Annotated in this window: 27 protein-coding genes; 11 read left to right on the plus strand and 16 right to left on the minus strand. The window is 67.3% G+C overall.

Annotated features, from left to right (window positions below; genetic code table 11):
- Positions 1-88: 88 nt before the first annotated feature.
- Positions 89-268 (minus strand): hypothetical protein, encoded by a 180-nt coding sequence (locus OC534_RS10195; RefSeq protein ID WP_037590960.1) that lies wholly within the window; start codon positions 266-268, stop codon positions 89-91.
- A gap of 266 nt (positions 269-534) precedes the next feature.
- Here OC534_RS10195 and OC534_RS10200 point away from each other — a divergent pair, with 266 nt between their 5' ends.
- The 3 genes from OC534_RS10200 (at position 535) to cfa (ending at position 2,896) form a co-directional block, all read left to right on the plus strand.
- On the plus strand, positions 535-849 hold the full coding sequence (locus OC534_RS10200) for a GNAT family N-acetyltransferase (protein WP_017355358.1): 315 nt from the start codon (positions 535-537) through the stop codon (positions 847-849).
- Positions 850-912: 63 nt separating this feature from the next.
- A complete protein-coding gene (locus OC534_RS10205; protein ID WP_136003325.1) occupies positions 913-1,767 on the plus strand; it encodes a DUF3298 and DUF4163 domain-containing protein in 855 nt (284 codons plus the stop codon).
- A gap of 10 nt (positions 1,768-1,777) precedes the next feature.
- On the plus strand, positions 1,778-2,896 hold the full coding sequence (gene cfa / locus OC534_RS10210; protein ID WP_017355360.1) for a cyclopropane fatty acyl phospholipid synthase: 1,119 nt from the start codon (positions 1,778-1,780) through the stop codon (positions 2,894-2,896).
- Positions 2,897-2,965: 69 nt separating this feature from the next.
- Here the strand turns inward: cfa and OC534_RS10215 are convergent, their stop codons facing one another.
- Positions 2,966-5,137, minus strand: a complete 2,172-nt coding sequence (locus OC534_RS10215; protein WP_153165366.1) for a M3 family metallopeptidase — start codon at positions 5,135-5,137, stop codon at positions 2,966-2,968.
- Between the two features lie 194 nt (positions 5,138-5,331).
- On the opposite strand from OC534_RS10215, the gene OC534_RS10220 reads away from it, so the two are divergent.
- Positions 5,332-5,814 (plus strand): glutathione peroxidase, encoded by a 483-nt coding sequence (locus tag OC534_RS10220; RefSeq protein ID WP_017355362.1) that lies wholly within the window; start codon positions 5,332-5,334, stop codon positions 5,812-5,814.
- Positions 5,815-5,818: 4 nt separating this feature from the next.
- On the opposite strand, the gene OC534_RS10225 is transcribed toward OC534_RS10220, so the two are convergent.
- From OC534_RS10225 to OC534_RS10245, 5 genes are all read right to left on the minus strand, one after another.
- On the minus strand, positions 5,819-6,358 hold the full coding sequence (locus OC534_RS10225) for a TlpA disulfide reductase family protein (RefSeq protein ID WP_136003326.1): 540 nt from the start codon (positions 6,356-6,358) through the stop codon (positions 5,819-5,821).
- 27 nt (positions 6,359-6,385) lie between these two features.
- On the minus strand, positions 6,386-7,165 hold the full coding sequence (locus OC534_RS10230) for a ferredoxin--NADP reductase (RefSeq protein ID WP_017355364.1): 780 nt from the start codon (positions 7,163-7,165) through the stop codon (positions 6,386-6,388).
- 92 nt (positions 7,166-7,257) lie between these two features.
- Positions 7,258-9,129, minus strand: coding sequence for an ABC transporter ATP-binding protein (locus OC534_RS10235; RefSeq protein ID WP_136003328.1), 1,872 nt, complete (start codon positions 9,127-9,129; stop codon positions 7,258-7,260).
- 131 nt (positions 9,130-9,260) lie between these two features.
- A complete protein-coding gene (locus OC534_RS10240; RefSeq protein WP_262071748.1) occupies positions 9,261-9,704 on the minus strand; it encodes a carboxymuconolactone decarboxylase family protein in 444 nt (147 codons plus the stop codon).
- 35 nt (positions 9,705-9,739) lie between these two features.
- Positions 9,740-10,636, minus strand: a complete 897-nt coding sequence (locus OC534_RS10245) for an RNA polymerase sigma-70 factor (protein ID WP_153165369.1) — start codon at positions 10,634-10,636, stop codon at positions 9,740-9,742.
- A gap of 187 nt (positions 10,637-10,823) precedes the next feature.
- Here OC534_RS10245 and OC534_RS10250 point away from each other — a divergent pair, with 187 nt between their 5' ends.
- Positions 10,824-12,341 (plus strand): FumA C-terminus/TtdB family hydratase beta subunit, encoded by a 1,518-nt coding sequence (locus OC534_RS10250; protein ID WP_017356363.1) that lies wholly within the window; start codon positions 10,824-10,826, stop codon positions 12,339-12,341.
- A 34-nt stretch (positions 12,342-12,375) separates the two neighbouring features.
- Here the strand turns inward: OC534_RS10250 and OC534_RS10255 are convergent, their stop codons facing one another.
- Positions 12,376-12,924 carry a thioesterase family protein gene (locus OC534_RS10255; RefSeq protein ID WP_136003334.1) on the minus strand — a complete coding sequence of 183 codons (549 nt, stop codon included), beginning with the start codon at positions 12,922-12,924 and terminating at the stop codon, positions 12,376-12,378.
- Between the two features lie 118 nt (positions 12,925-13,042).
- Here OC534_RS10255 and OC534_RS10260 point away from each other — a divergent pair, with 118 nt between their 5' ends.
- Positions 13,043-13,618: a TetR/AcrR family transcriptional regulator gene (locus OC534_RS10260; protein WP_017356365.1), complete on the plus strand. Its 576-nt coding sequence runs from the start codon at positions 13,043-13,045 to the stop codon at positions 13,616-13,618.
- 21 nt (positions 13,619-13,639) lie between these two features.
- Here OC534_RS10260 and OC534_RS10265 read toward each other — a convergent pair whose 3' ends face one another.
- Positions 13,640-14,275 (minus strand): LysE family translocator, encoded by a 636-nt coding sequence (locus OC534_RS10265; RefSeq protein WP_262071749.1) that lies wholly within the window; start codon positions 14,273-14,275, stop codon positions 13,640-13,642.
- A gap of 173 nt (positions 14,276-14,448) precedes the next feature.
- On the opposite strand from OC534_RS10265, the gene OC534_RS10270 reads away from it, so the two are divergent.
- From OC534_RS10270 to OC534_RS10280, 3 genes are read left to right on the plus strand one after another with little or no spacing between them, the layout of a single operon-like run.
- The gene (locus OC534_RS10270) at positions 14,449-15,084 is read left to right on the plus strand and encodes a glutathione S-transferase family protein (protein ID WP_136003339.1); all 636 of its coding nucleotides are present in this window, start codon (positions 14,449-14,451) and stop codon (positions 15,082-15,084) included.
- 57 nt (positions 15,085-15,141) lie between these two features.
- Positions 15,142-15,504, plus strand: a complete 363-nt coding sequence (locus tag OC534_RS10275) for a hypothetical protein (RefSeq protein ID WP_262071750.1) — start codon at positions 15,142-15,144, stop codon at positions 15,502-15,504.
- Positions 15,505-15,536: 32 nt separating this feature from the next.
- Entirely contained in the window at positions 15,537-15,869 is a 333-nt protein-coding gene (locus OC534_RS10280; protein ID WP_026070819.1) for a hypothetical protein, read from the plus strand.
- 27 nt (positions 15,870-15,896) lie between these two features.
- On the opposite strand, the gene arsC is transcribed toward OC534_RS10280, so the two are convergent.
- The 3 genes from arsC to OC534_RS10295 form a co-directional block, all read right to left on the minus strand.
- Entirely contained in the window at positions 15,897-16,247 is a 351-nt protein-coding gene (gene arsC, locus OC534_RS10285; protein WP_136003342.1) for an arsenate reductase (glutaredoxin), read from the minus strand.
- Complete coding sequence (locus OC534_RS10290) at positions 16,247-17,413, minus strand: phospholipase A (protein ID WP_136003344.1); 1,167 nt, start codon at positions 17,411-17,413, stop codon at positions 16,247-16,249. The genes arsC and OC534_RS10290 overlap by 1 nt, the downstream gene beginning before the upstream one ends.
- A gap of 142 nt (positions 17,414-17,555) precedes the next feature.
- A complete protein-coding gene (locus OC534_RS10295) occupies positions 17,556-18,041 on the minus strand; it encodes a DUF456 domain-containing protein (RefSeq protein WP_136003346.1) in 486 nt (161 codons plus the stop codon).
- Positions 18,042-18,278: 237 nt separating this feature from the next.
- Here OC534_RS10295 and OC534_RS10300 point away from each other — a divergent pair, with 237 nt between their 5' ends.
- On the plus strand, positions 18,279-18,488 hold the full coding sequence (locus OC534_RS10300; protein WP_136003348.1) for a cold-shock protein: 210 nt from the start codon (positions 18,279-18,281) through the stop codon (positions 18,486-18,488).
- A 73-nt stretch (positions 18,489-18,561) separates the two neighbouring features.
- Here OC534_RS10300 and OC534_RS10305 read toward each other — a convergent pair whose 3' ends face one another.
- Together OC534_RS10305 and OC534_RS10310 are read right to left on the minus strand one after the other, a co-directional pair.
- Positions 18,562-19,047: a glycine zipper 2TM domain-containing protein gene (locus OC534_RS10305; RefSeq protein WP_136003349.1), complete on the minus strand. Its 486-nt coding sequence runs from the start codon at positions 19,045-19,047 to the stop codon at positions 18,562-18,564.
- A gap of 118 nt (positions 19,048-19,165) precedes the next feature.
- Entirely contained in the window at positions 19,166-19,606 is a 441-nt protein-coding gene (locus OC534_RS10310) for a cytochrome c (protein WP_136003351.1), read from the minus strand.
- Positions 19,607-19,701: 95 nt separating this feature from the next.
- On the opposite strand from OC534_RS10310, the gene OC534_RS10315 reads away from it, so the two are divergent.
- Positions 19,702-20,499 (plus strand): tRNA threonylcarbamoyladenosine dehydratase, encoded by a 798-nt coding sequence (locus OC534_RS10315; protein WP_136003352.1) that lies wholly within the window; start codon positions 19,702-19,704, stop codon positions 20,497-20,499.
- 482 nt (positions 20,500-20,981) lie between these two features.
- Here the strand turns inward: OC534_RS10315 and OC534_RS10320 are convergent, their stop codons facing one another.
- Both OC534_RS10320 and OC534_RS10325 read right to left on the minus strand, forming a co-directional pair.
- The gene (locus OC534_RS10320) at positions 20,982-21,743 is read right to left on the minus strand and encodes a TatD family hydrolase (protein WP_017356639.1); all 762 of its coding nucleotides are present in this window, start codon (positions 21,741-21,743) and stop codon (positions 20,982-20,984) included.
- Positions 21,740-21,964, minus strand: a complete 225-nt coding sequence (locus OC534_RS10325) for a DUF6116 family protein (protein ID WP_017356640.1) — start codon at positions 21,962-21,964, stop codon at positions 21,740-21,742. Before OC534_RS10325 ends, OC534_RS10320 begins: the two co-directional genes overlap by 4 nt.
- Between the last annotated feature and the right edge of the window lie 148 nt (positions 21,965-22,112).

The following is a 22,112-nucleotide window of genomic DNA, read 5'->3' on the forward strand; positions in this document are numbered from 1 at the left end:
ACGGTCGGTACCTGTCGGGACCGGGATCACCGGCACCCCGCGGCAGGTCACGGCCGTTGGTCGAGACGCGCGAAAACCGGAAGGCCGCTCAGGCGGCCTGTTGACTGTCCGCGCCGTAGGTGCTCAGCAGGCGCGCATAGACCTCGTTGTCGATCTGGTCGAATTCCCAGCCCTGGGTCTGGCCGTTGACGGCCAGCTCGAACAGGCCTTCCAGCAGCGAGCTGTCGGCGTCCACGGGAAGAGCGGGGGGCTGCGGTGCGTTGTCCATGAGGGCCTCCATAAAACGCGGTCGGGCAGGCAGGTCTCGCAAAAGCCATGCCAGCTTTTACGCCCTGTCCGTTCCCTATATCGGCTTGAACCGGGCAGGCTTGAGCGGCATCCCACGCAAACGCAGTCCACCGTGGCCAGGCGCTGACCTCCGTGCGCGCGGCAGGATGTGACGCAGCGCGTCGGTGGTTGTCCCTGTTCAGGCTTCACGCGATCATGGCGGCCGGCTGCGCACTATCGCGTCAGTCGCCGCAGGAGACACCGCTCATGGCTTCGGTCACCCCGCCCGGCTTGGCCTACGAGGTGGAGCACGATGAGGTCCGGCATCGCTTCCAGGCGAGGGTGCGGGGTCATCTGGCGTTGCTGGATTACCAGATTCAGACCCGCAACCGGCGCAAGCGGATGGTGATCACGCACACCGAAGTGCCCGAGGCGATCGGCGGCCGCGGCATCGCCGGTGAGCTGACCCGGGTGGCGCTGCGCTATGCGCGCGAACAGAAACTCAAAGTGGTGCCTGCATGCGCCTATGCCGAAGCCTTCATGCAACGGCACGCGGAATACGACGACCTGCTGGCGGGTTGAGCAGCCGGTCATGCTTCAGGCAACACCGCTCATGATGGTGGGTTACAACAAGGGGATGTAAGGATGGACAACGCAGTAAACCGCCGCGCGCTGCGCGCCAGCGGCGTGGCCCTGGCCGTGATGTTGGCGGCAGGGTGTCAACGCGATACCGATACACCACCGCCGGCCGCACCGGTGGCCGACACCGCCCCGGCCGCGCCCGCCACCGGCATCGTGCCGGCCGACGCGCCGGTGGAGCTTCGCGATGTCATCGAGACCTCCCCGCAGGCGGTCGTGGGTATCAGCTACCCGCCGGATCTGGCCCGCTATCCCGGGCTGGCCAAGGCGTTGAAGGCCTATGCCGACAGCGCCCGTGGCGAACTGCAGCAGGCCGTTGACGGGTTGGGCAACGACACGCCGACCATGCCCTACGAGCTGTCGCTGAGCTTTGAGAAACTGCTGGAAACCCCGCAGCTGGTGGTGGTTGGCGCCGATGGCAGCCGCTACACCGGTGGCGCCCACGGCGAGCCGCTGGTGGCGCGTTTTGTGTGGTTGCCCGAGCAGCAGCAGATGCTGACGGCCGACCAGCTGGTGGCCGATGCCAAGGGCTGGAAGGCGGTCAGCGTGTATGTGGCCGACCAGCTGCGCGAGCGCGTTGCAACGCGCCTGAGCGGGGACGACCTGGAACCGGCGCAGATGCAGGAGTCGCTGCGCAACGCCAGCCGGATGATCGCCGACGGCACGGATGCGAGCGTGGAGAATTTCAGCCAGTTCCAGCCCATTACCGGCACCGACGGCAAGATCACTGCGGTGCGGTTCGTGTTCCCGCCGTACCAGGTCGGTCCGTATTCGGACGGCACCCAGTCGGTGGACGTGCCTGCCAGCGTGCTGCTGCCGTATGTCGGCGCCGCCTACGCGGGCCTGTTCGCACGCGGCTGACGGGGGCGGCATGGACGTTGGCCTGCAACGACGCGTACAGGAGTTGCTGCACGAGGCCGGCGTCCAGGTGGACGGCGACCAGCCCCACGACATCCAGGTGCACGATCCGCATTTCTATACGCGGGTGATGGCGCATGGGTCGCTGGGGCTGGGCGAGAGCTACATGGACGGGCAGTGGGATGCCGGCAGCCTGGACGGGCTGCTGGTGCGCCTGATGCAGGCGCACCTGGACGAACGGGTGCACGGCTGGCGCGAGGTGGCCGATGCGCTGAAGGCGCGGCTGTTCAACCTGCAGGCGGGCTCCGGCAGCTTCGACGTCGGGCGGCGCCATTACGATCTCGGCAACGATCTGTACGAGGCGATGCTGGGCCGGCGTCTGGTGTACAGCTGCGGCTACTGGGCGCAGGCACAGGACCTCGATGCCGCGCAGGAAGCCAAACTTGACCTGATCTGCCGCAAGCTCCGGCTGCGTCCGGGCCAACGTGTGCTGGATATCGGCTGCGGCTGGGGCGAGGCGCTGAAGTTCGCCGCCGAACGCTACGGTGTCTCCGGCGTGGGCATCACCATTTCCCGGGAGCAGGCCGAGTATGCCCGCGAGCTGTGCGCGGGCCTGCCGATCGAGATCCGGCTGCAGGATTACCACGACGTCGAGGAGACGTTCGACGCGATCCTGTCGGTGGGCATGTTCGAGCACGTGGGTGACAAGAACTACCGCGGCTACTTCGAGATGGTCCGGCGCTGCCTGCAGCCCGATGGCCTGTTCCTGCTGCACAGCATCGGTGGCAATCTGTCGCGTCACCGCACTGACCCCTGGATCGCGCGCTACATCTTTCCCAATTCGATGCTGCCGTCGGCGGCGCAGATCACGGCGGCCTGCGAGGGCCTGTTCGTGCTGGAGGACTGGCACAGCTTCGGCCCGGACTACGATCGCACGCTGCAGGCCTGGCGCGCCAACGTCGAAGCGGCATGGCCGCGACTGGACGGGCAGCGTTACGACGAACGCTTCAAGCGCATGTGGCGCTTCTATCTGGCCGGTTCCATGGCCAGTTTCCGCTGCCGCCACGCGCAGCTGTGGCAGCTGGTGCTGTCGCCCAGCGGCGTGCCGGGGGGGTATGTGGCGCCGCGCTAGCCCCGCCTGAAAAAAAACCGCCCGGTGTCCCGGGCGGTTTTCATTTACGTGCCGTTGTTGTGACCGGCCTTACTTCTTGCCGCCACCCTCGGTCAGGCCACGCTTTTCGAGCAGCGGCTCGATCTGTGGTTCGTGCCCGGCGAAGTTGCGGAACAGTTCCATCGCATCGACGCTGCCACCCTTGGAAAGCAGGGTTTCGCGGAAATGGTCGCCGTTCTTGCGGCTCAGGCCACCGTTCTCGCGGAACCACTTCTGGGTGTTGGCGTCCAGCACTTCGGACCAGATGTAGGCGTAGTAGCCGGCCGAGTAGCCGCCCATGATGTGGCTGAAGTACGGGGTCTTGTAGCGCGGGGGAACCGGCGCATAGTAGATGCCGTCCTTCTCCAGCGCAGCGCGCTCGAACGCCATCACGTCCTTGGCGGCCGGGACCTGGTCCGGGCCGATCTGGTGCCAGCGCTGGTCGAGCATGGCCGCACCGAGGTACTCGGTGGTGGCGAAGCCCTGGTTGAACTTGGCAGCGGCGATCACCTTGTCGAGCAGTTCCTGGGGCATGGCGCTGCCGTTCTGGTAGTGCTTGGCGTAGTTCTTCAGGATGACCGGGTTGTCGGCCCACATCTCGTTGACCTGCGAGGGGAACTCGACGAAGTCGCGCGGCACGGCGGTGCCGGAGAAGTAGGGATACTTCACGTTGGAGAACATGCCATGCAGGGCGTGGCCGAACTCGTGGAAGGTGGTGCTCACCTCATCCCAGGTCAGCAGGGTCGGCTGGCCCGCCGGCGGCTTGGGAATGTTGAGGTGGTTGGCGACCACCGGCTTGAAGCCGGTCAGGGCGGACTGGGAGACGTAGGAGTTCATCCAGGCGCCGCCACGCTTGGAGGCGCGGGCGTACGGGTCGAAGATGAAGATCGCCAGCTGGCTGCCGTCGGCATCGAACACGTCGTAGACGGTGACGTCGTCGTGGTAGACGGGCAGGTCGGTACGCTGCTTGAAGGTGAGGCCATACTCGAGGTTGGCGGCGTGGAAGACACCGTCCTCGAGCACGCTCTTCATTTCGAAGTAGGGCTTGAGCTGGGATTCGTCGAAGTTGTACTTGGCCTGGCGCACCTTCTCGCTGTAGAACGCCCAGTCCCATGCTTCCAGGGCGAAGGTCGGCTTGCCGGCGGCCTTCTGTTCCTTGTCGATCATGGCCTGCAGGTCGGCGGCTTCGCGCCTGGCGTTGGCGACGGCGGCCGGGGCGAGCTGGCCGAGCATGGCGTTGACGGCTTCGGGGGTCTTGGCGGTCTGGTTGGTGAGGTTGTAGGCAGCGAAGTTGTCAAAGCCCATCAGCTTGGCCTTGTCGGCGCGCAGCTGCATGATGCGCGAGACCAGCGCGGTGTTGTCGAACTGGCCACCGCGGCTGCCGCGGGTGATGGACGCTTCGTAGATCTTCTGGCGCAGGTCGCGGTTGCGCAGGTTGGTCAGCGGCGGCTGGCCGGTGGTGTTGAGCAGGGCGATGACATACTTGCCGTCCAGCTTGCGGGCCTTGGCGGCTTCGGCGGCGGCAGCGATCTGCTCGGCCGAGAGGCCGTCCAGCTGCTTGACGTCGTCGACGATGACGGCGGAGGCATTCACTTCGTTCTGCACGTTCTGGCTGAACGTGGTGCCGAGCTTGGCCAGCTCGGCGTTCATGGCCTTGAGCTTGGTCTTGTCGGCGTCGTTGAGCTTGGCACCGGCGCGGACGTAGTTGTCATAGTATTTTTCGACAAGGCGCACGCCTTCGGCGTCGAGGCCAAGCTGGCTGCGGGTGTCGTACAGGGTCTGGATGCGCGCGAACAGTTTGCCGTTCAGGGCGATGGCATCGCTGTGGGCGGCGAAGCGGGCGGAATAGTCGGCCTGCAGCTTCTTGCGCACGTCATTGGTGTCGGCACCGACCAGACTGAAGAAGACGGTGGTGGCGCGATCCAGGATGTCACCGCTCTTTTCGAGGGCGATGAGGGTGTTGTCGAAGGTCGGCTTGGCCTTGTTGTTGGCGATGGCCTCCACTTCCTTCAGCTGCTGGGCCATGCCGGCGTCGAAGGCGGGGGCGAAGTCGCTGTCCTTGATCTTGTCGAACTGCGGGTAGTGCAGCGGCAGCGGGCTGTCGGCGAAGAACGGATTGGCCTGCTGGGCGGTGTTCGCGGCCGGGGTGGCGGCGACGGCGGAGTAGGCGGGCAGGGCCAGGCCGAGGGTGACGGCGACGGCAAGGGCAAGACGGGTGGTCAAGGGGGGATTCTCCGGTCAGACAAGTGCCCGAGATTACCGCGATGTGAGGGCCCCGGGCTTGTGTCGAAAGACATGGCATGCGGGCGTGCGGCGGCGGCGGCGGCGGCGGTGAGGTTGCCGCCGGGCGCGGGCCGGGTCGGGCCGCGCCAACCCGCACGGCGCTAAGATGCCGGTTTCCGCAGGAGCCGCCGTCCGTGACCACCGCCTTTGATTTTTCGTTCGTGGATCTCTCGGGCCAGCCCCAGGCGCTGGAGCAGTATCGGGGCAAGGTGCTGCTGCTGGTGAACGTGGCGAGCAAGTGCGGGTTTACACCGCAGTACGAGGGCCTGGAGGCGCTGTGGCGCGAGTTCGGGTCGCGCGGGCTGGTGGTGATCGGGTTTCCCTGCGACCAGTTCGGGCACCAGGAGCCGGGCAATGCGGCCGAGATCGCCCAGTTCTGTTCGCTGACCTATGCGGTCGATTTTCCGTTGTCGGACAAGGTCGCGGTCAACGGGCCGGCGGCGCATCCGCTGTGGCAGTGGCTGAAGGCAGAGAAGTCCGGGGTGCTGGGAACGCGCGGGATCAAATGGAACTTCAGCAAGTTCCTCGTCGGACGCGATGGACAGGTGCTGGCGCGGTACGCGCCGACGGATACGCCGGCGTCGCTGCGCGGGGATATCGAGGCGGCGCTGGGCTGAGCAGTCAGCCGCCAGCCCGGCGGTTGCGGACCTCGTCGGGCAGCAGGGCGGTGATTTCCTCGAGGATCTTCGGCAGGGCCTGTTCAGAGTAGCCCCGGTGGACGTGGGCCACGCGGCCGTCATGGTCGAGGATGAACATGTGCGGCAGGGCTTCGATGCCGTACTGGTCGGAGACCAGGCCGCGGCTGTCGTGGATCCAGGTCAGCGGCGGCGACTTGCGACCGCGGGCGATGGCCAGGAAGTCCGCGCGCGGTTCTTTGACGTTGACCGCAAACACCTGCAGGGCGTCGGTGCCGACGATGTCCTGCAACTGGCCGAGCACCGGCAGTTCCTTGCGGCACGGGCCGCACCAGGATGCCCAGAAGGTCACGATGACGACCTTGCCGCGATGGGCGGCCAGGTCGACAGGTTCGCCCTGGCGGTCCTTGCCGAGCAGCTGGGGCGGCAGGTCGCCGGCCTTGGGCGGCTCGGCGGTGGCGGCGCTGGCGCCCAGGCTGATCGCGAGCAGCAGGCACGCGAGGGCGGGGCGGATCATCGTGATCATCGGCAATGCTTCCTTGCGCGGGCGCGCTTATTTTTCCACGAAGGCGCGTTCGAACACGTAGTGGCCGGGCGTACCGATGCGCGGGGACGTCTGGAAGCCGCGGGCATCGAGGACGCTGCGCAGGTCGGCCAGCATCTGCGGGCTGCCGCAGATCATGGCGCGATCGTTTTCCGGGTCCAGCGGCGGCAGGCCGAGGGTCTTCTGCATCTCGCCGCTTTCCATCAACGAGGTCAGGCGGCCCTGGTTCGGGAACGGCTCACGGGTGACGGCCGGGTAGTACAGCAGTTTCTCGCCGATCATCTCGCCGAGGAATTCGTGCTCGCGCAGTTCCTTCTCGAACAGGTCGCGGTAGGCCAGGTCCTTTTCGAAACGCACGCCGTGGGTGAGGATCACCTTGTCGAAGCGCTCGTAGGTTTCCGGGTCCTTGATCACCGACAGCCAGGGTGCCAGGCCGGTGCCGGTGCCCAGCAGGTACAGGTGCTTGCCCGGGTGCAGATCGCTGATCAGCAGGGTGCCGGTGGGCTTCTTGCCGACCAGGACCTTGTCGCCTGGTTTGATGTGCTGCAGGCGCGAGGTCAGCGGGCCGTCCTGCACCTTGATGCTGAAGAACTCCAGGTTCTCTTCCCAGTTGGCGCTGGCGATCGAATACGCGCGCAGCAGCGGGCGCGTGTCGGTTTCCAGGCCGATCATCACGAACTGGCCGTTCTCGAAGCGGAAACCGCTGTCGCGGGTCGTGGTGAAGCTGAAGTAGGCGTCGGTCCAGTGACGGACCTCAAGCACCGTTTCGGCGCCGAAAGCGGAAGACATGGGGGTGGGGTCTGATCTGTGTTGTCCCGCCCAGTTTATCTCAAATGAGATAAATTCTCATTGACTGGCCGGAAACGCATGCGGAAGGGGCCTCAACGATACCCGGCAGCCTGCAGCTCGAACAACTCGGCGTAGCGGCCGCCTTCAGCCATCAGCTGGGCATGGGTGCCGCTGGCCTCGATGCGGCCGCCGGCCAGCACCAGGATGCGGTCGGCCATGCGTACCGACGAAAAGCGGTGCGAGATCAGCACGGCGGTACGGTTGTCGGACAGCTCCTTGAAGCGCTGGAAGACCTCGAACTCGCTGCGCGCGTCAAGCGCGGCGGTCGGTTCGTCGAGGATCATCACCTGCGCGTCGCGCATGTAGGCGCGGGCGATGGCGATCTTCTGCCACTGGCCGCCGGACAGGTCCATGCCCAGTTTGAAGCGGCGCCCGATCAGCTGGTCATAGCCGCCGGGCAGGCCGGCAATGACCTCGTCGGCCATGCCGCGACGGGCCGCATCGCGGATCCGCGCCTGGTCGCCCATCGCCTCGACCAGGCCGACGCCGATGTTCTCGCCGGCGCTGAGGTTGTAGCGCACGAAGTCCTGGAAAATCACGCCCATGTTGGCGCGCAGGTCGTCCAGGTCGTAGTCGCGCAGGTCGCGCCCGTCCAGCAGGATGCGGCCTTCGTCCGGGTCGTACAGGCGCGCCAGCAGCTTGACCAGGGTGGTCTTGCCGGCGCCGTTCTCGCCGACCAGGGCCAGCACTTCGCCGGCGCGCAGCTCGAAGTCGAGATGGCGTACGGCCCATTGCCCGGCATCGGGGTAGCGGAAGCCGACGTTCTCGAACACAAAGCCCTGGGTGATCGGCTGCGGGATGGCGATGGCATCGGCGCGCGAGTGGATCTCCGGCTGGATCTGGAAGAAGGAGAACAGGTCGTCCAGGTACAGCGCCTGCCCGGCTACCTGCGAGAAGCCGATCAGCAGGCCCTCCAGCAGCTGGCGCAGGCGCAGGAAGCTGCCGGCCAGGAAGGTGAGGTCGCCGATGGAGAAATCGCCGCGTACGGTGCGCCAGGCGATGTAGGCGTAGGCGGCGTAGTAACCGAGCGTACCCAGCGCGGCCAGCAGGGTGCCCCAGAACGCGCGCCGCCGCGCCAGTGCGCGGTTGGCGCGGAAGAACCTGTCGGCCAGGGTCTTGTAGCGGTCGATCAGGAAGCGGTGGAGGTTGAAGATTTTCACCTCCTTGGCCGTTTCCACGCTGGCCCCGATCTGGCGCAGGTACTCCAGCTGGCGGCGCTCGGGCGTCCACTGGAAGTTGAGGCTGTAGCCGGCCGCGTTGAAGTGCGATTCGCCGATGAACGCCGGCACCAGCGCCACGGCCAGCAGCAGGATCAGCCACGGCGCATACACCAGCAGGCCTACCGCGAGGCTGGCCACGGTGATGCTGTCCTGCACCTGGCCGAACAGCTGGCTCATCAGGTTCATCCGGCCCATCGTCTGGCGGCGCGCGCGATCAAGCTTGTCCTGCAGGTCGGGGTCCTCGAAGTCCTCCAGGTCCAGCTCGGCAGCGTGTTCCATCAGTCGGACGCTGGTGACGTTGGTGAACAGTTCCGAGAGCAGTGTGTCGGCGTAGTTGACCAGGCGGCCAAGCAGATCGGACACGATCGCCAGGCCGAACTCCAACGCCAGCAGGCCGAGCAGCGGGTTGAGCAGGCCGCTGGACAGCGCCTCGCCGAACGGCGGGAACCCGGCTTCGTGCTGGCTCAGGTGCAGGGCCGCATCGATGATCAGCTTGCCCACGTACAGCATCGACACCGGCAGCAAGGCGCGGATCAGGCGCAGGCCCAGGCTGGCGCTGGCCAGTGCGGGACTGGTCTGCCAGACCTGGCGCAGGAAGGGGGGCAGGTTGCGCATCGCCTGGAAGCGTTCGCGCAGGCTCGGGTTCTTCTGGCCGGGAGTGCCGGCAGCGGGGGAGGCGGGCATGGGCGCTATTGTGCGCGCCTGCGCCGTGGCGGAACGATGAATGCGGTGCAATCCCGCCTCACCCTGCGGATATCGCGATGCAAGGCGTGCACCGTGCAGTGCCGGCCAGCGGCCGGCACTGCCGGGATCTCTTACGGCAGCGGCGGCAGCAGTCCGGCGCCGAGGCGGTTCCAGGCGTTGATCACCGCGATGCCCATGCTCAGGTCGCTGATGCCCTTCTCGTCGAAATGCGGCGTCAGTGCCTCGAACGCCGCGTCGGAGGGTGCACCGTCGGGCAGGCGGGTCAGCGCTTCGGCCCAGCCCAGCGCGGCGCGTTCGCGCGCGTCGAAGAAGCGGCTTTCATGCCACGCCGGCAGGGTGTCCAGTTTGCGCGGCTCGATGCCGCCCTTGCGCAGCGCGGTGCCGTGCATGTCCATGCAGTAGCCGCAGCCGTTGATCTGTGACACGCGCAGGAACACCAGTTCCATCAGCCTGGGATCGACCGGGCTGTCATGCACGGCCTTGCTGGTGGCGAGCAGGCCCTTGAACGCGTCGGCGGCCAGGCGGGTGTAGGGAACGCGGGGAGAAGCGGACATCGTGGACTCCGTGACGGCCCCGATGGCCGTCTTCATCAGGAGGACGCGGCAGCGTGGCGCGCTGTGACAACCGCGCCGAGCTTGTCCGGATTCAACACGCTCAGCACCCGCACGATGCGCCCGTCGTCCACGGTGACGGTGGTGACCGAATGCAGATGCCCGTCGTCGAACCGCAGGATCGCCGGCTCGCCGTTGACCCAGCCGATGCGCCCGGGGTGCGAGCCGTTGCGGCGGGCGATGGCCCAGAACAGCTGGGCGATGCGCTCGGCGCCCAGCAGCGGGCGGATCGCGGCGGTCACCCGTCCGCCGCCGTCGGACACCATCTCCGCATTGGCGTGCAGCAGCGACAGGATCGCGGCCTGGTCCCCCTGTTCCGTGGCCTGCATGAAGCGCTCCAGCAGCGTGCGGTGCTGCGCGGCGCTGACCGCGAAGCGCGGCCGCCCGGTCTGCAGGCGCTGCCGCGCGCGATGCACCAGCTGGCGGCAGTTGGCCGGGGTGTGGTCGAGCAGCGGGGCGATCTCGGGGTAGTCGTAGTCGAACACGTCCTTGAGCAGGAAGGCGGCGCGCTCGTCGGGTCTGAGCTGCTCCAGCAGCGCCAGGAAGGCCACCGAGACATCGTCGGCGTGGGCATGGCGCTGCGCCGGGTCGTGCATCGGATCCGGGTCGAGGGCGATCTCCAGCGGTTCGGGCAGCCACGGGCCGACATAGTCGATGCGCGCGTTGCGCGCAGCCCGCAGGCGGTCCAGCCCCAGCCGGGTGGTGGCGGTGACCAGCCAGGCTTCCGGGTCCCGGATGGCAGTGGTGTCGGCCCCCTGCCAGCGCAGCCAGGCGTCCTGGACCACGTCCTCGGCGTCGCTGCGGCTGCCCAGCAGTCGGTAGGCGAGGGCAAACAGGCGCGGGCGATGGGTCTGGAAGGTATCGGGGGTGTGCATGCAGGGAGGACGCCGCAGCGGGCGCTGCCGTGACAGGAGGTTGGGGGTTGTCACTGTGCCTCAAATCGCAGCGTTGCGAGTCATTCTCACCCGTGGCTCCGGTCGGCACGCGGGGGCGGCATCGGTGGACCGCTGGGGGTAAAATGGAGGGCTAACCCCCCGCCAGCCTCCAGCAAGCGAGCAAGTCGTGACATCGATCAAGCAGGAAGACCTCATCCAGTCCATCGCCGACGCGCTGCAGTACATCTCGTACTACCACCCGGTCGACTACATCAAGAGCCTGGCCGCAGCCTACGAGCGCGAAGAGTCGCCGGCCGCCAAGGAGGCGATGGCCCAGATCCTGATCAACTCGCGCATGTGCGCCGAAGGCCATCGGCCGATCTGCCAGGACACCGGCATCGTCACCGTGTTCCTGGAAATCGGCATGAACGTGCGCTGGGACGACGCCACGATGGGCGTGGAAGACATGGCCAATGAAGGCGTGCGCCGGGCCTACAACCACCCGGACAACAAGCTGCGCGCCTCGGTCCTGGCCGATCCGGCCGGCAAGCGCGTCAACACCAGGGACAACACCCCGGGCGTGGTCAACGTCAAGGTCGTGCCGGGCGACACCGTCGAGGTGATCGTCGCGGCCAAGGGGGGCGGCTCGGAAGCCAAGTCCAAGTTCGCCATGCTCAACCCGTCCGATTCGATCGTGGACTGGGTGCTCAAGACCGTGCCGACGATGGGGGCTGGCTGGTGCCCGCCGGGCATGCTCGGCATCGGCATCGGCGGCACCGCCGAGAAGGCGATGCTGCTGGCCAAGGAATCGCTGATGGAGCCGATCGACATCAACGACCTCAAGGCGCGCGGCGCCTCCAACCGGGCCGAAGAACTGCGCCTGGAACTGTTCGACAAGGTCAATGCGCTGGGTATCGGCGCGCAGGGCCTGGGGGGCTTGACCACGGTGCTGGACATCAAGGTCAAGGACTTCCCGACCCACGCCGCCAATCTGCCGGTGGCGATGATCCCGAACTGTGCGGCGACCCGCCATGCACACTTCACCCTGGACGGCAGCGGCCCGGTGATGCTGGACCCGCCGTCGCTGGAAGACTGGCCGCAGATCACGTACGACGCCTCCAAGGGCACCCGCGTCGACCTGGATACGATCACCCCGGAAGACGTGGCCAGCTGGACCCCGGGCCAGACCCTGCTGCTCAACGGCAAGCTGCTCACCGGGCGCGATGCCGCGCACAAGCGCATGGTGGAGATGCTGGACAAGGGCGAGCCGCTGCCGGTCGACCTCAAGGGCCGCTTCATCTACTACGTGGGCCCGGTCGATCCGGTGCGCGACGAAGTGGTGGGCCCGGCCGGCCCGACGACCGCCACCCGCATGGACAAGTTCACCCGCCAGGTGCTGGAGCAGACCGGCCTGCTGGGCATGGTCGGCAAGGCCGAACGCGGCCCGGCGGCAATCGAGGCGATCCGCGACAACAAGTCCGCCTATCTGATGGCGGTCGGCGGGTCGGCGTACCTGGTGTCCAAGGCGATCAAGGCGGCCAAGGTGGTCGGCTTTGCGGACCTGGGCATGGAGGCGATCTACGAGTTCACCGTGCAGGACATGCCGGTCACCGTGGCCGTCGACGCCACCGGCGAGTCGGTGCACATCACCGGGCCGCGCGAATGGCAGGCCCGCATCGGCAGCATTCCGGTGGTCGTTGCCTGATCCAGCGGGGTGCCGGCCACCGGCCGGCACCCCGTTACAGCGCGCCGTCGCCCTTCATTGAGGCGTCCAGGTCCAGCAAGGCCTGGGCGGGGTCGTTCAAGGGCGGTGAAACCGCATCGCACACCCCGACCGCGCCGAGCAGGTCCTCGGCGCTGACGAAACGGCGTGCCCGACGATCGTAGAACCCGGCCAGCAGCAGGGCGCGGGTGGCGACCACCTCATCGTTGCCGATCAGTACACGCTGCTGCATCACCATCCGCGCGTCCTGCCAGCCGAGCACGCGGGTTTCCAGAGTGAAGGACTGGAACAGCTTCAACTCCCGTCGGAAGCGTACCGCCCCGGCACCGACGATCGGCGCCCATCGGTTGCGCAGGGCGGCCCGTCCGATGCCATTGCGCAGGATCAGGTCGATGCGGCCAAGGTCGAACAGCGTCCAGTAGCGGCCGTTGTTCATGTGGCCGTTGACATCCAGGTCGTTGAGCCACACCCGCGAGCGGATCCGCGAGATCCCGTCCGGGGCCGACAGCCGCGGACGCCACAGGGAGCTCAGCAGCAGCCACAGCAGCCGGAACCAGAGATTCATGCCGGAACGCCGGAAGGGCGGGGCAGAGCGGAGGTGCGGCGCATGGAGGCTCCGGATATGACGAGTGTAATAGTCAATTACGGTAGGCTATGACGACTGTCATGGCAAGGGTCACCGCATGCGCAATCGACACACCAATCCGCGTGGGCGCGTGGTCGTGGCCGCCGTGGAGATGCTGGCCCGGCATGGCCTCAATGCCACCAGCATCCGTGAGATGACCAAGCGCGCCGAGGCGCCGCTGGGCTCCACCTACCATCACTTCCCGGGCGGCAAGCAGCAGGTGGTGGTGGAGGCGATCGAGCTCGCCGGTGCGCACGTCGGTGCGCGTCTGGAGCGGCACCTGCAGGACGGGGCGCTTGCCGGGCTGCGTGCCTATCTGGCGGCGTGGCGGCAGAGCCTGATCGCCACCGAGTTCCGCCGCGGCTGCCCGGTGATGGGTGTGGCGGTGGAGGAGCCGATCGACGACATCGCCGTGGAGGCGCTGGATGCCGCCGCCGCCGCGTTCGGCGACTGGCAGCGCCGGCTGGCCGCCGCGTTGCAGGTGCAGGGCCACGCGCCGGCCGCTGCGGCGCGGCTGGCCACCCTGATCATCGCCAGCGTTGAAGGGGCCATCGTGATGTGCCGGGCGCAGCGGAGCATTGAACCCTTCGACCACGTTGCCGCGCAGCTGGAGGCACTGGTCGCCACGCCCTGAACATTGCGGCGGGGGCGGCGCTCATCGTCGCGCGTCGAACAGCATGCGCAGGGCAAGGCCGCCGAGTACTGTGCCCATCACCGCGCGCTGCAGCGCCTGCCAGCGCGGCCGGTCGGCCAGAAAGGCGGCCATGCCGCCGGCCACGCCCACGATCAGCGCGTTGACCCCTAGGCTGATGGCGATCTGCAGCGACCCCAGCGCCATCGATTGCAGTGCAACGCTGCCGTGTCCGCCGGGCTGGATGAACTGTGGCAGGAGCGACAGGTACATCACCGCGATCTTCGGGTTCAACAGGCTGGTCAGCAGCCCCATCGCGAACAGGCGCGATGGGCGGTCAGGTGACAGCGCACGCACCTGGAACGGCGAACGGCCACCGGGGCGCAGCGCCTGCCAGGCCAGGTACAGCAGATACAGCGCACCGGCAATGCGGAGTGCGTCGTAGGCATACGGCACGGCCATCAGCAGCGCGGTCAGACCCAGCGTGGCGCAGGCCAGGTAGGTCATGAATCCCACCGCGATGCCACTCAGCGAGATCCAGCCCGCCACCCGCCCCTGGCTGACCGAGCGCGAAATCAGGTAGACCATGTTGGGACCCGGTGTGAGCACCATCACCAGTGCGACCAGAGCGAAGGCGAGCAGGGCGGAGGCGTCCGGCATGGTGCTGTACCGTGGAGAAGAACGGGCGAGGCGGCACATGCTAGGCGGCGGCATCGGGTGCCGACAGCGACAGTCCCCTGCAATGTCGCGTGGCATCTGTACCCGGTCGGCGCGGCATCGCATCGGCCGGCGCCGCAGCGCATACTCGGCGTTTTCCCCGACAGGCAGCGCCCATGCAGATCACCCTCTACGGTTCGCCCAGCACCGCATCGCTGGTGGTGCACTGGCTGCTGCTGGAACTGGCGTTGCCGCATGAACTGGTGCTGCTGGATTTCGAGGCGCGCGAACACAAGACGGCCGACTACCTCGCGCTGAACCCGGCCGGCGTGGTGCCCACGCTGGTGCTGGACGGCCAGGTGCTGACCGAAGCGGCGGCGATCGCGCTGCACCTGGCCGATCTGCACCCGCAGGCGGGCCTGCTGCCGCCGGTGGGGAGTGCCTCCCGTGCCGAGGCCTACCGCTGGATGTTCTGGTGCGCCAACAGCGTGCAGCCGGCATATCGGGCGTGGTTCTACGCACATGAAATGGCCGGCGCGGCGCATGTTGAAGCGACCCGGCGGCACGCGCGCGAACGCCTTGAAGCGGCGTGGCAGCGGCTGGCCGATCACGTGGAAGCGAGCGGCCCGTACATGCTCGGCGAGCAGGTGAGCGTGGTGGATTTCATGGTGGTGATGCTGCTGCGCTGGTCGCGCGGCATGCCGGCACCGAGTGATCGCTGGCCGGTACTGAAGGCCTACGCAGACCGGCTCAAGGCGCGGCCGGCATTTGTCGAGGTGTACCGCCGCGAAGGCATCACCGATTGGCGTTGAGGCGCGGCAGCCCCGCGCGTATTTGCTACAGTCGGGGCGCCATCATGGAGGATCGGAATGCGCTGGACTGCGGTGCTGTGGTGTGTGAGCGTGTTCGCCCTTTCGGGGTGCCGGTCGTATGAGATCGAGCGCCCCACCACGCCGGCCGGCACGGCATGCATGGTCACCTGCGACGCGCAGGCGTTGCGCTGCTCCACCGATGCGCGGCTGGAGGCCGAGAGCAGCCACGCGATGTGCCTGGCCGGCCAGGAACGCCTGCAGGACCGCTGCTCGGGATACGCCAGCGACAGCGAACGGCGTCGCTGCGAAAGCGCCAATGGCGGTGCGGCCTGCCTGCCTCCCTCGCCCGACACGTCGGCCTGCACCCAGCGCTGGGAGCGCTGCGCGCTGGCGTGTGGCGGGCGCATGATCGAACGCTGACCCTCCCTTCGACGGAAACAAGGAGCACGCCCATGTCACGGAACGTCTGCATGCTGGTGCTGTCACTGCTGCTGGCCGGTTGTGCCAGCAGCGGCGACCCTGCCGCCGACACCGGGTTCACCGCCGGCGCGCAGTGCGCGATGCAGTGCCAGGCCAGTTACCGCAGCTGCATGGCCACGCCGAAGGAAATCCACGACCGCAGTTGCGAGCAGCAGATGGCACCGCAGCCGGACAAGCGCTGCAAGGACATCCAGCATCCCGAGCTGCGCCGCTCCTGCGAGCTCAAGGCGCACGCGTGTCAACAGAGTGGCGTGCAGATCGGCTGCGAAGAGCGGCGTTCGGCGTGCATGTCCGGGTGCGGCTGACCCCGCAGGCAGGCCGCCGGCCGGTGGCTACGCGAGCAGGTCGCGCACCGTTTCCGGCGGGCGGCACAGCCGCGTACCGCGCGGGGTTTCCACGATGGGGCGGTTGATCAGTGCCGGATGGGCAGCCATTGCGTCGATCAGGGCGGCATCGTCCAGGGTCGGATCATCCAGCCCCAGGTCGGTGTATGCCGCTTCCTTGCTGCGCAGCAGTGCGCGCGGGGCGATGCCCATGCGTGCGATCACGGCGGCCAGGGTCGTGCGGTCGGGCGGGGTGGCGAGGTAGTCCACAATCGTCGGTTCGATGCCTGCCTCGCGGATCAGCGCCAGTGCCCCGCGCGAGTTGCTGCAGCGCGGGTTGTGCCAGATCGTCACCGCCATCAGTACCACTCCAGCAGCGACACGCCTACGCCCACGTAGGTGGCCTTGTGGTTGTAGTCGATCATGCTCTCGCCGTAGCCGTCGAACACCTGTACGTGGCCGCGCAGCAGGTTGCTGATCGGAAACCCGTAATCGAGCTGCACCGCACCGTGCGAACGATCGCCGCCGCGCAGCGAGTGGCGCGCCATCAACGAGACTTCGTGGCCGTTGCGGTTCCAGGTCAGGGTGGCGTCGCCGCGGCCCATGTAATCCTCGATGTCCGGATTGTTGTCGTCCTTGCGGTCTTCCGGAATGCGGTACCACGGGCGCAGCACCAGCGCCCAGTTCTCGCGGTCCAGGCCGATGGTGGCGATCACCCGGTTCCAGCTGCGCGAGAGCGGGTCGGGGCGGCCGTTGGACATGTGGTTGAGGCTGATCCCGCTCATGCGACCGCGCCAGCCACCGATCGAGTAGCCGTTGCGGAACATCATCATCACTTCCGGTTCGTAATTGGTTTCGCGGAAGGGACGCGAGTTCTCGGCGTTGTAGGCTTGCCAGCGCGAGCTCTGGGTGTATCCGGCCCAGATGTCGCCGTTGTTGCCGAACACGTTCTCCACGATCTTGGTCTTGAAGCTGAGCTGGAACTTCAGTTCGTTGCTGTCCAGCAGCTGCGGCGTGGTGACCGTGTTGGCCGGGTTGGGCGATTGCGGCGTCTGGTTCTTGTCGCTGGTCCAGAACGCCGGCAGCAGGTACACCGGCTTGTAGGCGCGCAGCTGGAAGGCGCCGAGCTTGGAGTCCTGGGCCAGTTCCCAGCGGCTGTCCAGCAGCGAGCCCTTGCCCGCGTTGGCCAGGGCAGCCTGGTGGCCATCGTTCTGGAACAGTTCGCCGAAGCGCTGCTTGACCCGCTGCCCCGTGGGCGCATCGGCATCGGCGCTGCGGGCGGCCTGGCGTTCCTCGCGGCGCGCCTGCTGGGCCGCCGTGGCGGCCGCATCGGCGGCCACGGTGACGCCGCGGGTGTGGCCGAACAGCGTGTCGTAACAGGCCAGTCGCGCGGCGTCGGTGTCCACCAGCGCACAGGCTTCCGGTGAGGCCGGGGTCGGCGCCGCCTCCTGCGCGGCCAGCGGCAGGCTGGTGGCAGAGGCGGCCAGGGCCAGGAACAACGCGGAACGGGGGAGCGGAAGGGTCATGAACACGGGGCCAGGTGACAAATAGTGAATGGGATTGCCGCCACAGTGTCGCCGGTGCTCTGTTTTCATGCCAGCGCGCGGCCATCACCTGCTGCTGCGACGTTATGCCCGGCGACGACGTGGCGAGGGTGTGAAAGCGCCTTCAGAAAAACCACGCGAACGCGAACAGGCCGAGCATCGCGATGGCCAGCGCCAGCTTCAATGCCACGCCCAGCAGGATGCCCAGCCAGGTGGCCAGGCCGACCTTGGTCGAGCGGCCCAGTTCGCGGCCATGCCAGTACTCGCCAAGCAGGGCGCCGGCCAGCGGGCCGAGGAACAGCCCCAGCGGCATGAAGAACAGCCCCACGATGCTGCCGATGAACGTGCCCCACAGCGCCTTGCGGCTGGCCCCCACCCGTTTGGCGCCAACCACCGTGGCCAGGATGTCCACCGCGAAGGACAGGGCGGTGAGCAGCCCCAGCACGACCAGGGGCAGCCAGCCCACGTGCGCGAACCCGTCCACCCATGCCGCAAGCAGCAATCCGGCGAACACCAGCGGGATGCCGGGCAGCGCCGGCAGGATGACCCCGGCGATGCCGGCGAGCACCAGCAGGATCGCTAGCAGATACAAGATGAATGAGAGGTCCATGCTGTCCAGTATGGTGTGGTAAATGGGGTTGACATCCGAAAGGTTTGCCAGTTGCTTTTTCGTTTTGCCCGGGTTAAGTTGAGGTCGCTGAGCTTGGCAAGGTCACCGTGGATCGTGGCCTGATGATGGTAGATCTTCCGGATCCGCTGCATCGTTGCACCTCGCTTCCCCCTTGCTGTCAGCCGCCCAACCAGGCGTATCCAACAACAAGAGCAGAGTCACCAGGGAGTGAGTGAGATGGCTGATCGTGAGACCGGTACTGTCAAGTGGTTCAATGATGCCAAGGGCTTCGGCTTCATCAGCCGTGAGAACGGCGAAGACGTGTTCGTGCATTTCCGCGCGATCCAGACCCAGGGCTTCAAAAGCCTGAAGGAAGGCCAGAAGGTCACCTTCACGGTTGTGCAGGGCCAGAAGGGCCTGCAGGCCGACGCTGTGGAACCGACCTGAGGTCGACCACGCGGCGGCACGAAAAAGGCCCGCGCAAGCGGGCCTTTTTCATGGTGCGGGCAGGCAGCGCCGATCAGCGCAGGATCACCTTGCCGTTGACCACGCGGACATAGGTGTTCTCGCGGATGCCGCCCAGATCGCGCTGGTTGACCACCACGGTACGGCCGTCATCCATGCGCACGGTGATGTCGAAGGTGTCGCTGGTGACGTTCTTCTGGATCTGGTTGCCGGCCAACGCACCACCCACGGCGCCCGCGGCGGCGGCGATGTTCTGGTTGCCCTTGCTGCCGCCGGTGTGATCGGAGATCTCATGGCCGGCGACGGCGCCGACGATACCGCCCAGGATCGCCCCGGTCGCGCTCGGCGCGGTGCGGCCCGATGCCACCTGGTTGATGCGGGTCACGATGCCGCAGTCGGCGCAGCGGTTCGTGTTGTAGTTGCCGCCGGAATTGCCGTAACCGTTGTTGTAACCACCGCCGCCGTAGCCCGGCGAGGTGGTGGCACAGCCAGCCAGGGCGACGGTAGCAACGGCAGCGGCGGCAATCAGTTGAATCTTCATGGTGTATCTCCTGGCCAGAGGGATGATCGAATGCGTCTGGTGCGCATGGAGCAGATCGTGTCCTGTGCAGCGTGAACAGCGTGCCAATCCCGGGCCGCCAGTGTGGCTGGAAGATGAATCAGCGGAAATCCTGGTGGCAGGCCTTGCAGTCGGTCTGGATCTTCTCCACCAGCGTGGCCATGCCCGGGCAGTCGGTCGGCGGTGCCGCCAACGCCTCGTTGAGCGTGGCGCGCAGGGCACTGGCGTGCTGCTGGAAGCCCTGGCTGTCCTTCAGGCCGGGAAAGGCCAGGTCCAGATCGTTGGACAGCGAGCGCAGCGTCTGCAGACGCGGCACGGTGTCGGCCAGGCTGCAGCGGTTCTGCGCCTGCGCGGCCTGCAGCAGCTCGACCTGGCGGTTCATCACATGCATCAGTGAATCCGGGAAGGGATCCTGCCGGGCCTGAATCGCACGCGAGACCATCACCGTGGCAATCAGCCCGATCACCAGCCCAAGCAGGCCTACGAACAGGTAACGGTAGGCGGCAGAGGGGCGGCGGGGCGGGGACGCGGGATCGTTCATGGTGAGGGCTTCCTTGAGGGTGGCTGCGGCGATGGTACGACGCGTCCTGTCCACGGCGCGTACCGGTACGGGGTCATGGGCCTTAAAATGTGCCGATGAATGACGTACTGCGCGAACGATTTGCCGGCATCGACCGGTTGTATGGGGTGGGCACCGTGGACCTGTTGTCGAGCCGCCGGGTGGCGGTGGTCGGCATGGGCGGCGTGGGCTCCTGGGTGGTCGAGGCACTGGCCCGCACGGCCGTGGGTCACCTGACCCTGATCGATGCCGACGACATCTGCGTGTCCAATACCAACCGCCAGTTGCCTGCCCTGGCCGGCCAGTACGGTCGCAACAAGGCCGAGGCGATGGCCGAGCGCTGCCGCGCGATCAATCCGGATATCAGCGTCGATGCGGTCGCCTCGTTCCTGACCGTGTCCAACATGGTCGAGTTGCTGGACCGTGATTTCGATCTGGTCATCGACGCCTGCGACAGCTTCCGGGTCAAGGTCGAAACCATCGCGTGGTGCCGCCGCCGCAAGCTGCCGATCCTGACCGTGGGCGCCGCCGGTGGCCGTACCGATCCCACCCTGGTGCGGATCCGTGACGTGTCGCGTACCGAGCACGACGCGATGATGGCGCTGATCCGCAAGAAGCTGCGCAGCGATTTCAATTTCCCGAAGAATGCCTCGCGGTACTTCGGCGTACCGGCGGTGTACTCGCTGGAAAACGTGAAGTACCCGCAGGCGGATGGCAGCGTGTGCGGCATCCGCCCGAACCTTGGCGCCGATGCGGCGCTGAAGCTGGATTGCGGCGCGGGCCTGGGGGCCGCCACCCACATCACCGGCGCCTTCGCGTTCGCCGCCGTCGGCAAGGCGCTGGACATGCTGCTGAAGAAGGCCGCAACCCGGTAGAGCCGGGCTCTGCCCGGCTGCCGCGCGACGTGGTATGCGGGTGTTCAGGCATTTCGGATCGTGCGCCAACGGCAGCCGGGCAGAGCCCGGCTCTACGGGGCTGGCGCGTGCTGGTGTTTCGGGTCGTACGCCAACGGCAGCCGGGCAGAGCCCGGCGCTACGGGGCTGGCGCGTGTTGGTGTTTCGGGTCGTGCGCCAACGGCAGCCGGGCAGAGCCCGGCTCTACGGGGCTGGCGCGTGCTGGTGTTTCGGGTCGTACGCCAACGGCAGCCGGGCAGAGCCCGGCGCTACGGGGCTGGCGCGTGCTGGTGTTTCGGGTCGTACGCCAACGGCAGCCGGGCAGAGCCCGGCTCTACGGGGCTGGCGCGTGTTGGTGTTTCGGGTCGTGCGCCAACGGCAGCCGGGCAGAGCCCGGCTCTACGGGGCTGGCGCGTGTTGGTGTTTCGGATCGTACGCCAACGGCAGCCGGGCAGAGCCCGGCGCTACAGGGCGAACAGGCGGCGTGCGTTTGCGGTGGTCTGCGCGGCGATGTGCTCTGCTGGCTGGCCGCGCAGACGCGCCACCGTCTCCAGGATCACCGGCAAGCGCGCCGGCTCGTTGCGCTGGCCACGGATGCCCGCGTCGGGCTGGTCGGGAGCGTCGGTTTCCAGCAGCAGCTGCTCCAGCGGCATATGCGCGACCAGGCGCTGCAGGCGTTGGGCCCGTTGGTACGTCAGCGGGCCGCCGAGGCCCAGCAGGAAGCCCTGCGCGTGCAGCTGCGCGGCCTGCTCCGGGCTGCCAGGGAAACTGTGCACCACGCCGCGCAGACCGCCCACCTGTCTGATCGCGGCGATCACAGCGTCCACCGCACGGCGCGCATGCACGATCACCGGCAGGTCGAACTCGCGCGCCAGGCGTAGCTGGCCGAGGAAGTAGAACTGCTGTTGTTGCACGTCCAGCCCCTCCACGAAGAAGTCCAGGCCGCACTCGCCAACCGCGCACGGGCGCTCGCGCGTGATCCACGTGCGCAGTGCATCGAGATGTTCGGGCCGGTGCTGATCGAGGAACATCGGATGCAGCCCGTAGGCGGGATGCAAGCCGTCGCCGAGGCGGCAGGTCTCTCGCAGCGCCGGCCAGCTGGCAGCCGTGACCGCCGGCACCACCTGCGTGCGCACGCCCGCAGCACGCGCGCGCTCGATCACCTGCAGCCGATCCCCGTCGAACTCGCCCGCGTCCAGATGGCAGTGGCTGTCGACCAGGTTCACGCGCGGCGTTTGGCGGGCAGCGGCGGCGGCGTCCGGTTGCCGCGTGTTTTCCAGTTGGCCAGCAGCAGCGTGCCCAGTCCCAGCAGAATCTCATCCACGAGCAGCACCGGGTCCGGGAGGAGCAGGCTCAACGCGAACAGCCCGGCGGTGAGCTTGAACAGGGTGGGGTAGCGCAGGTGGCGCGCCCATTCGAGCACGGGCAGCAACAGGGGATTGGCCATGACGCACTCCTCGACAGATGCTGTAAACGCTATCACGGGCCTTGCTGCGACAGAACCTGAATGGGGTAACGCGGTGTGCAGGGAATGTGGAGATTCCGTTCAGGCACGCCATGCTGGAATTCGCTCAAGAACGTTGCGGATGGTCCGC

This window comes from Stenotrophomonas sp. Marseille-Q5258 (genome assembly GCF_946900935.1).
GTDB classification, from domain to species: Bacteria; Pseudomonadota; Gammaproteobacteria; order Xanthomonadales; family Xanthomonadaceae; genus Stenotrophomonas; species Stenotrophomonas nematodicola.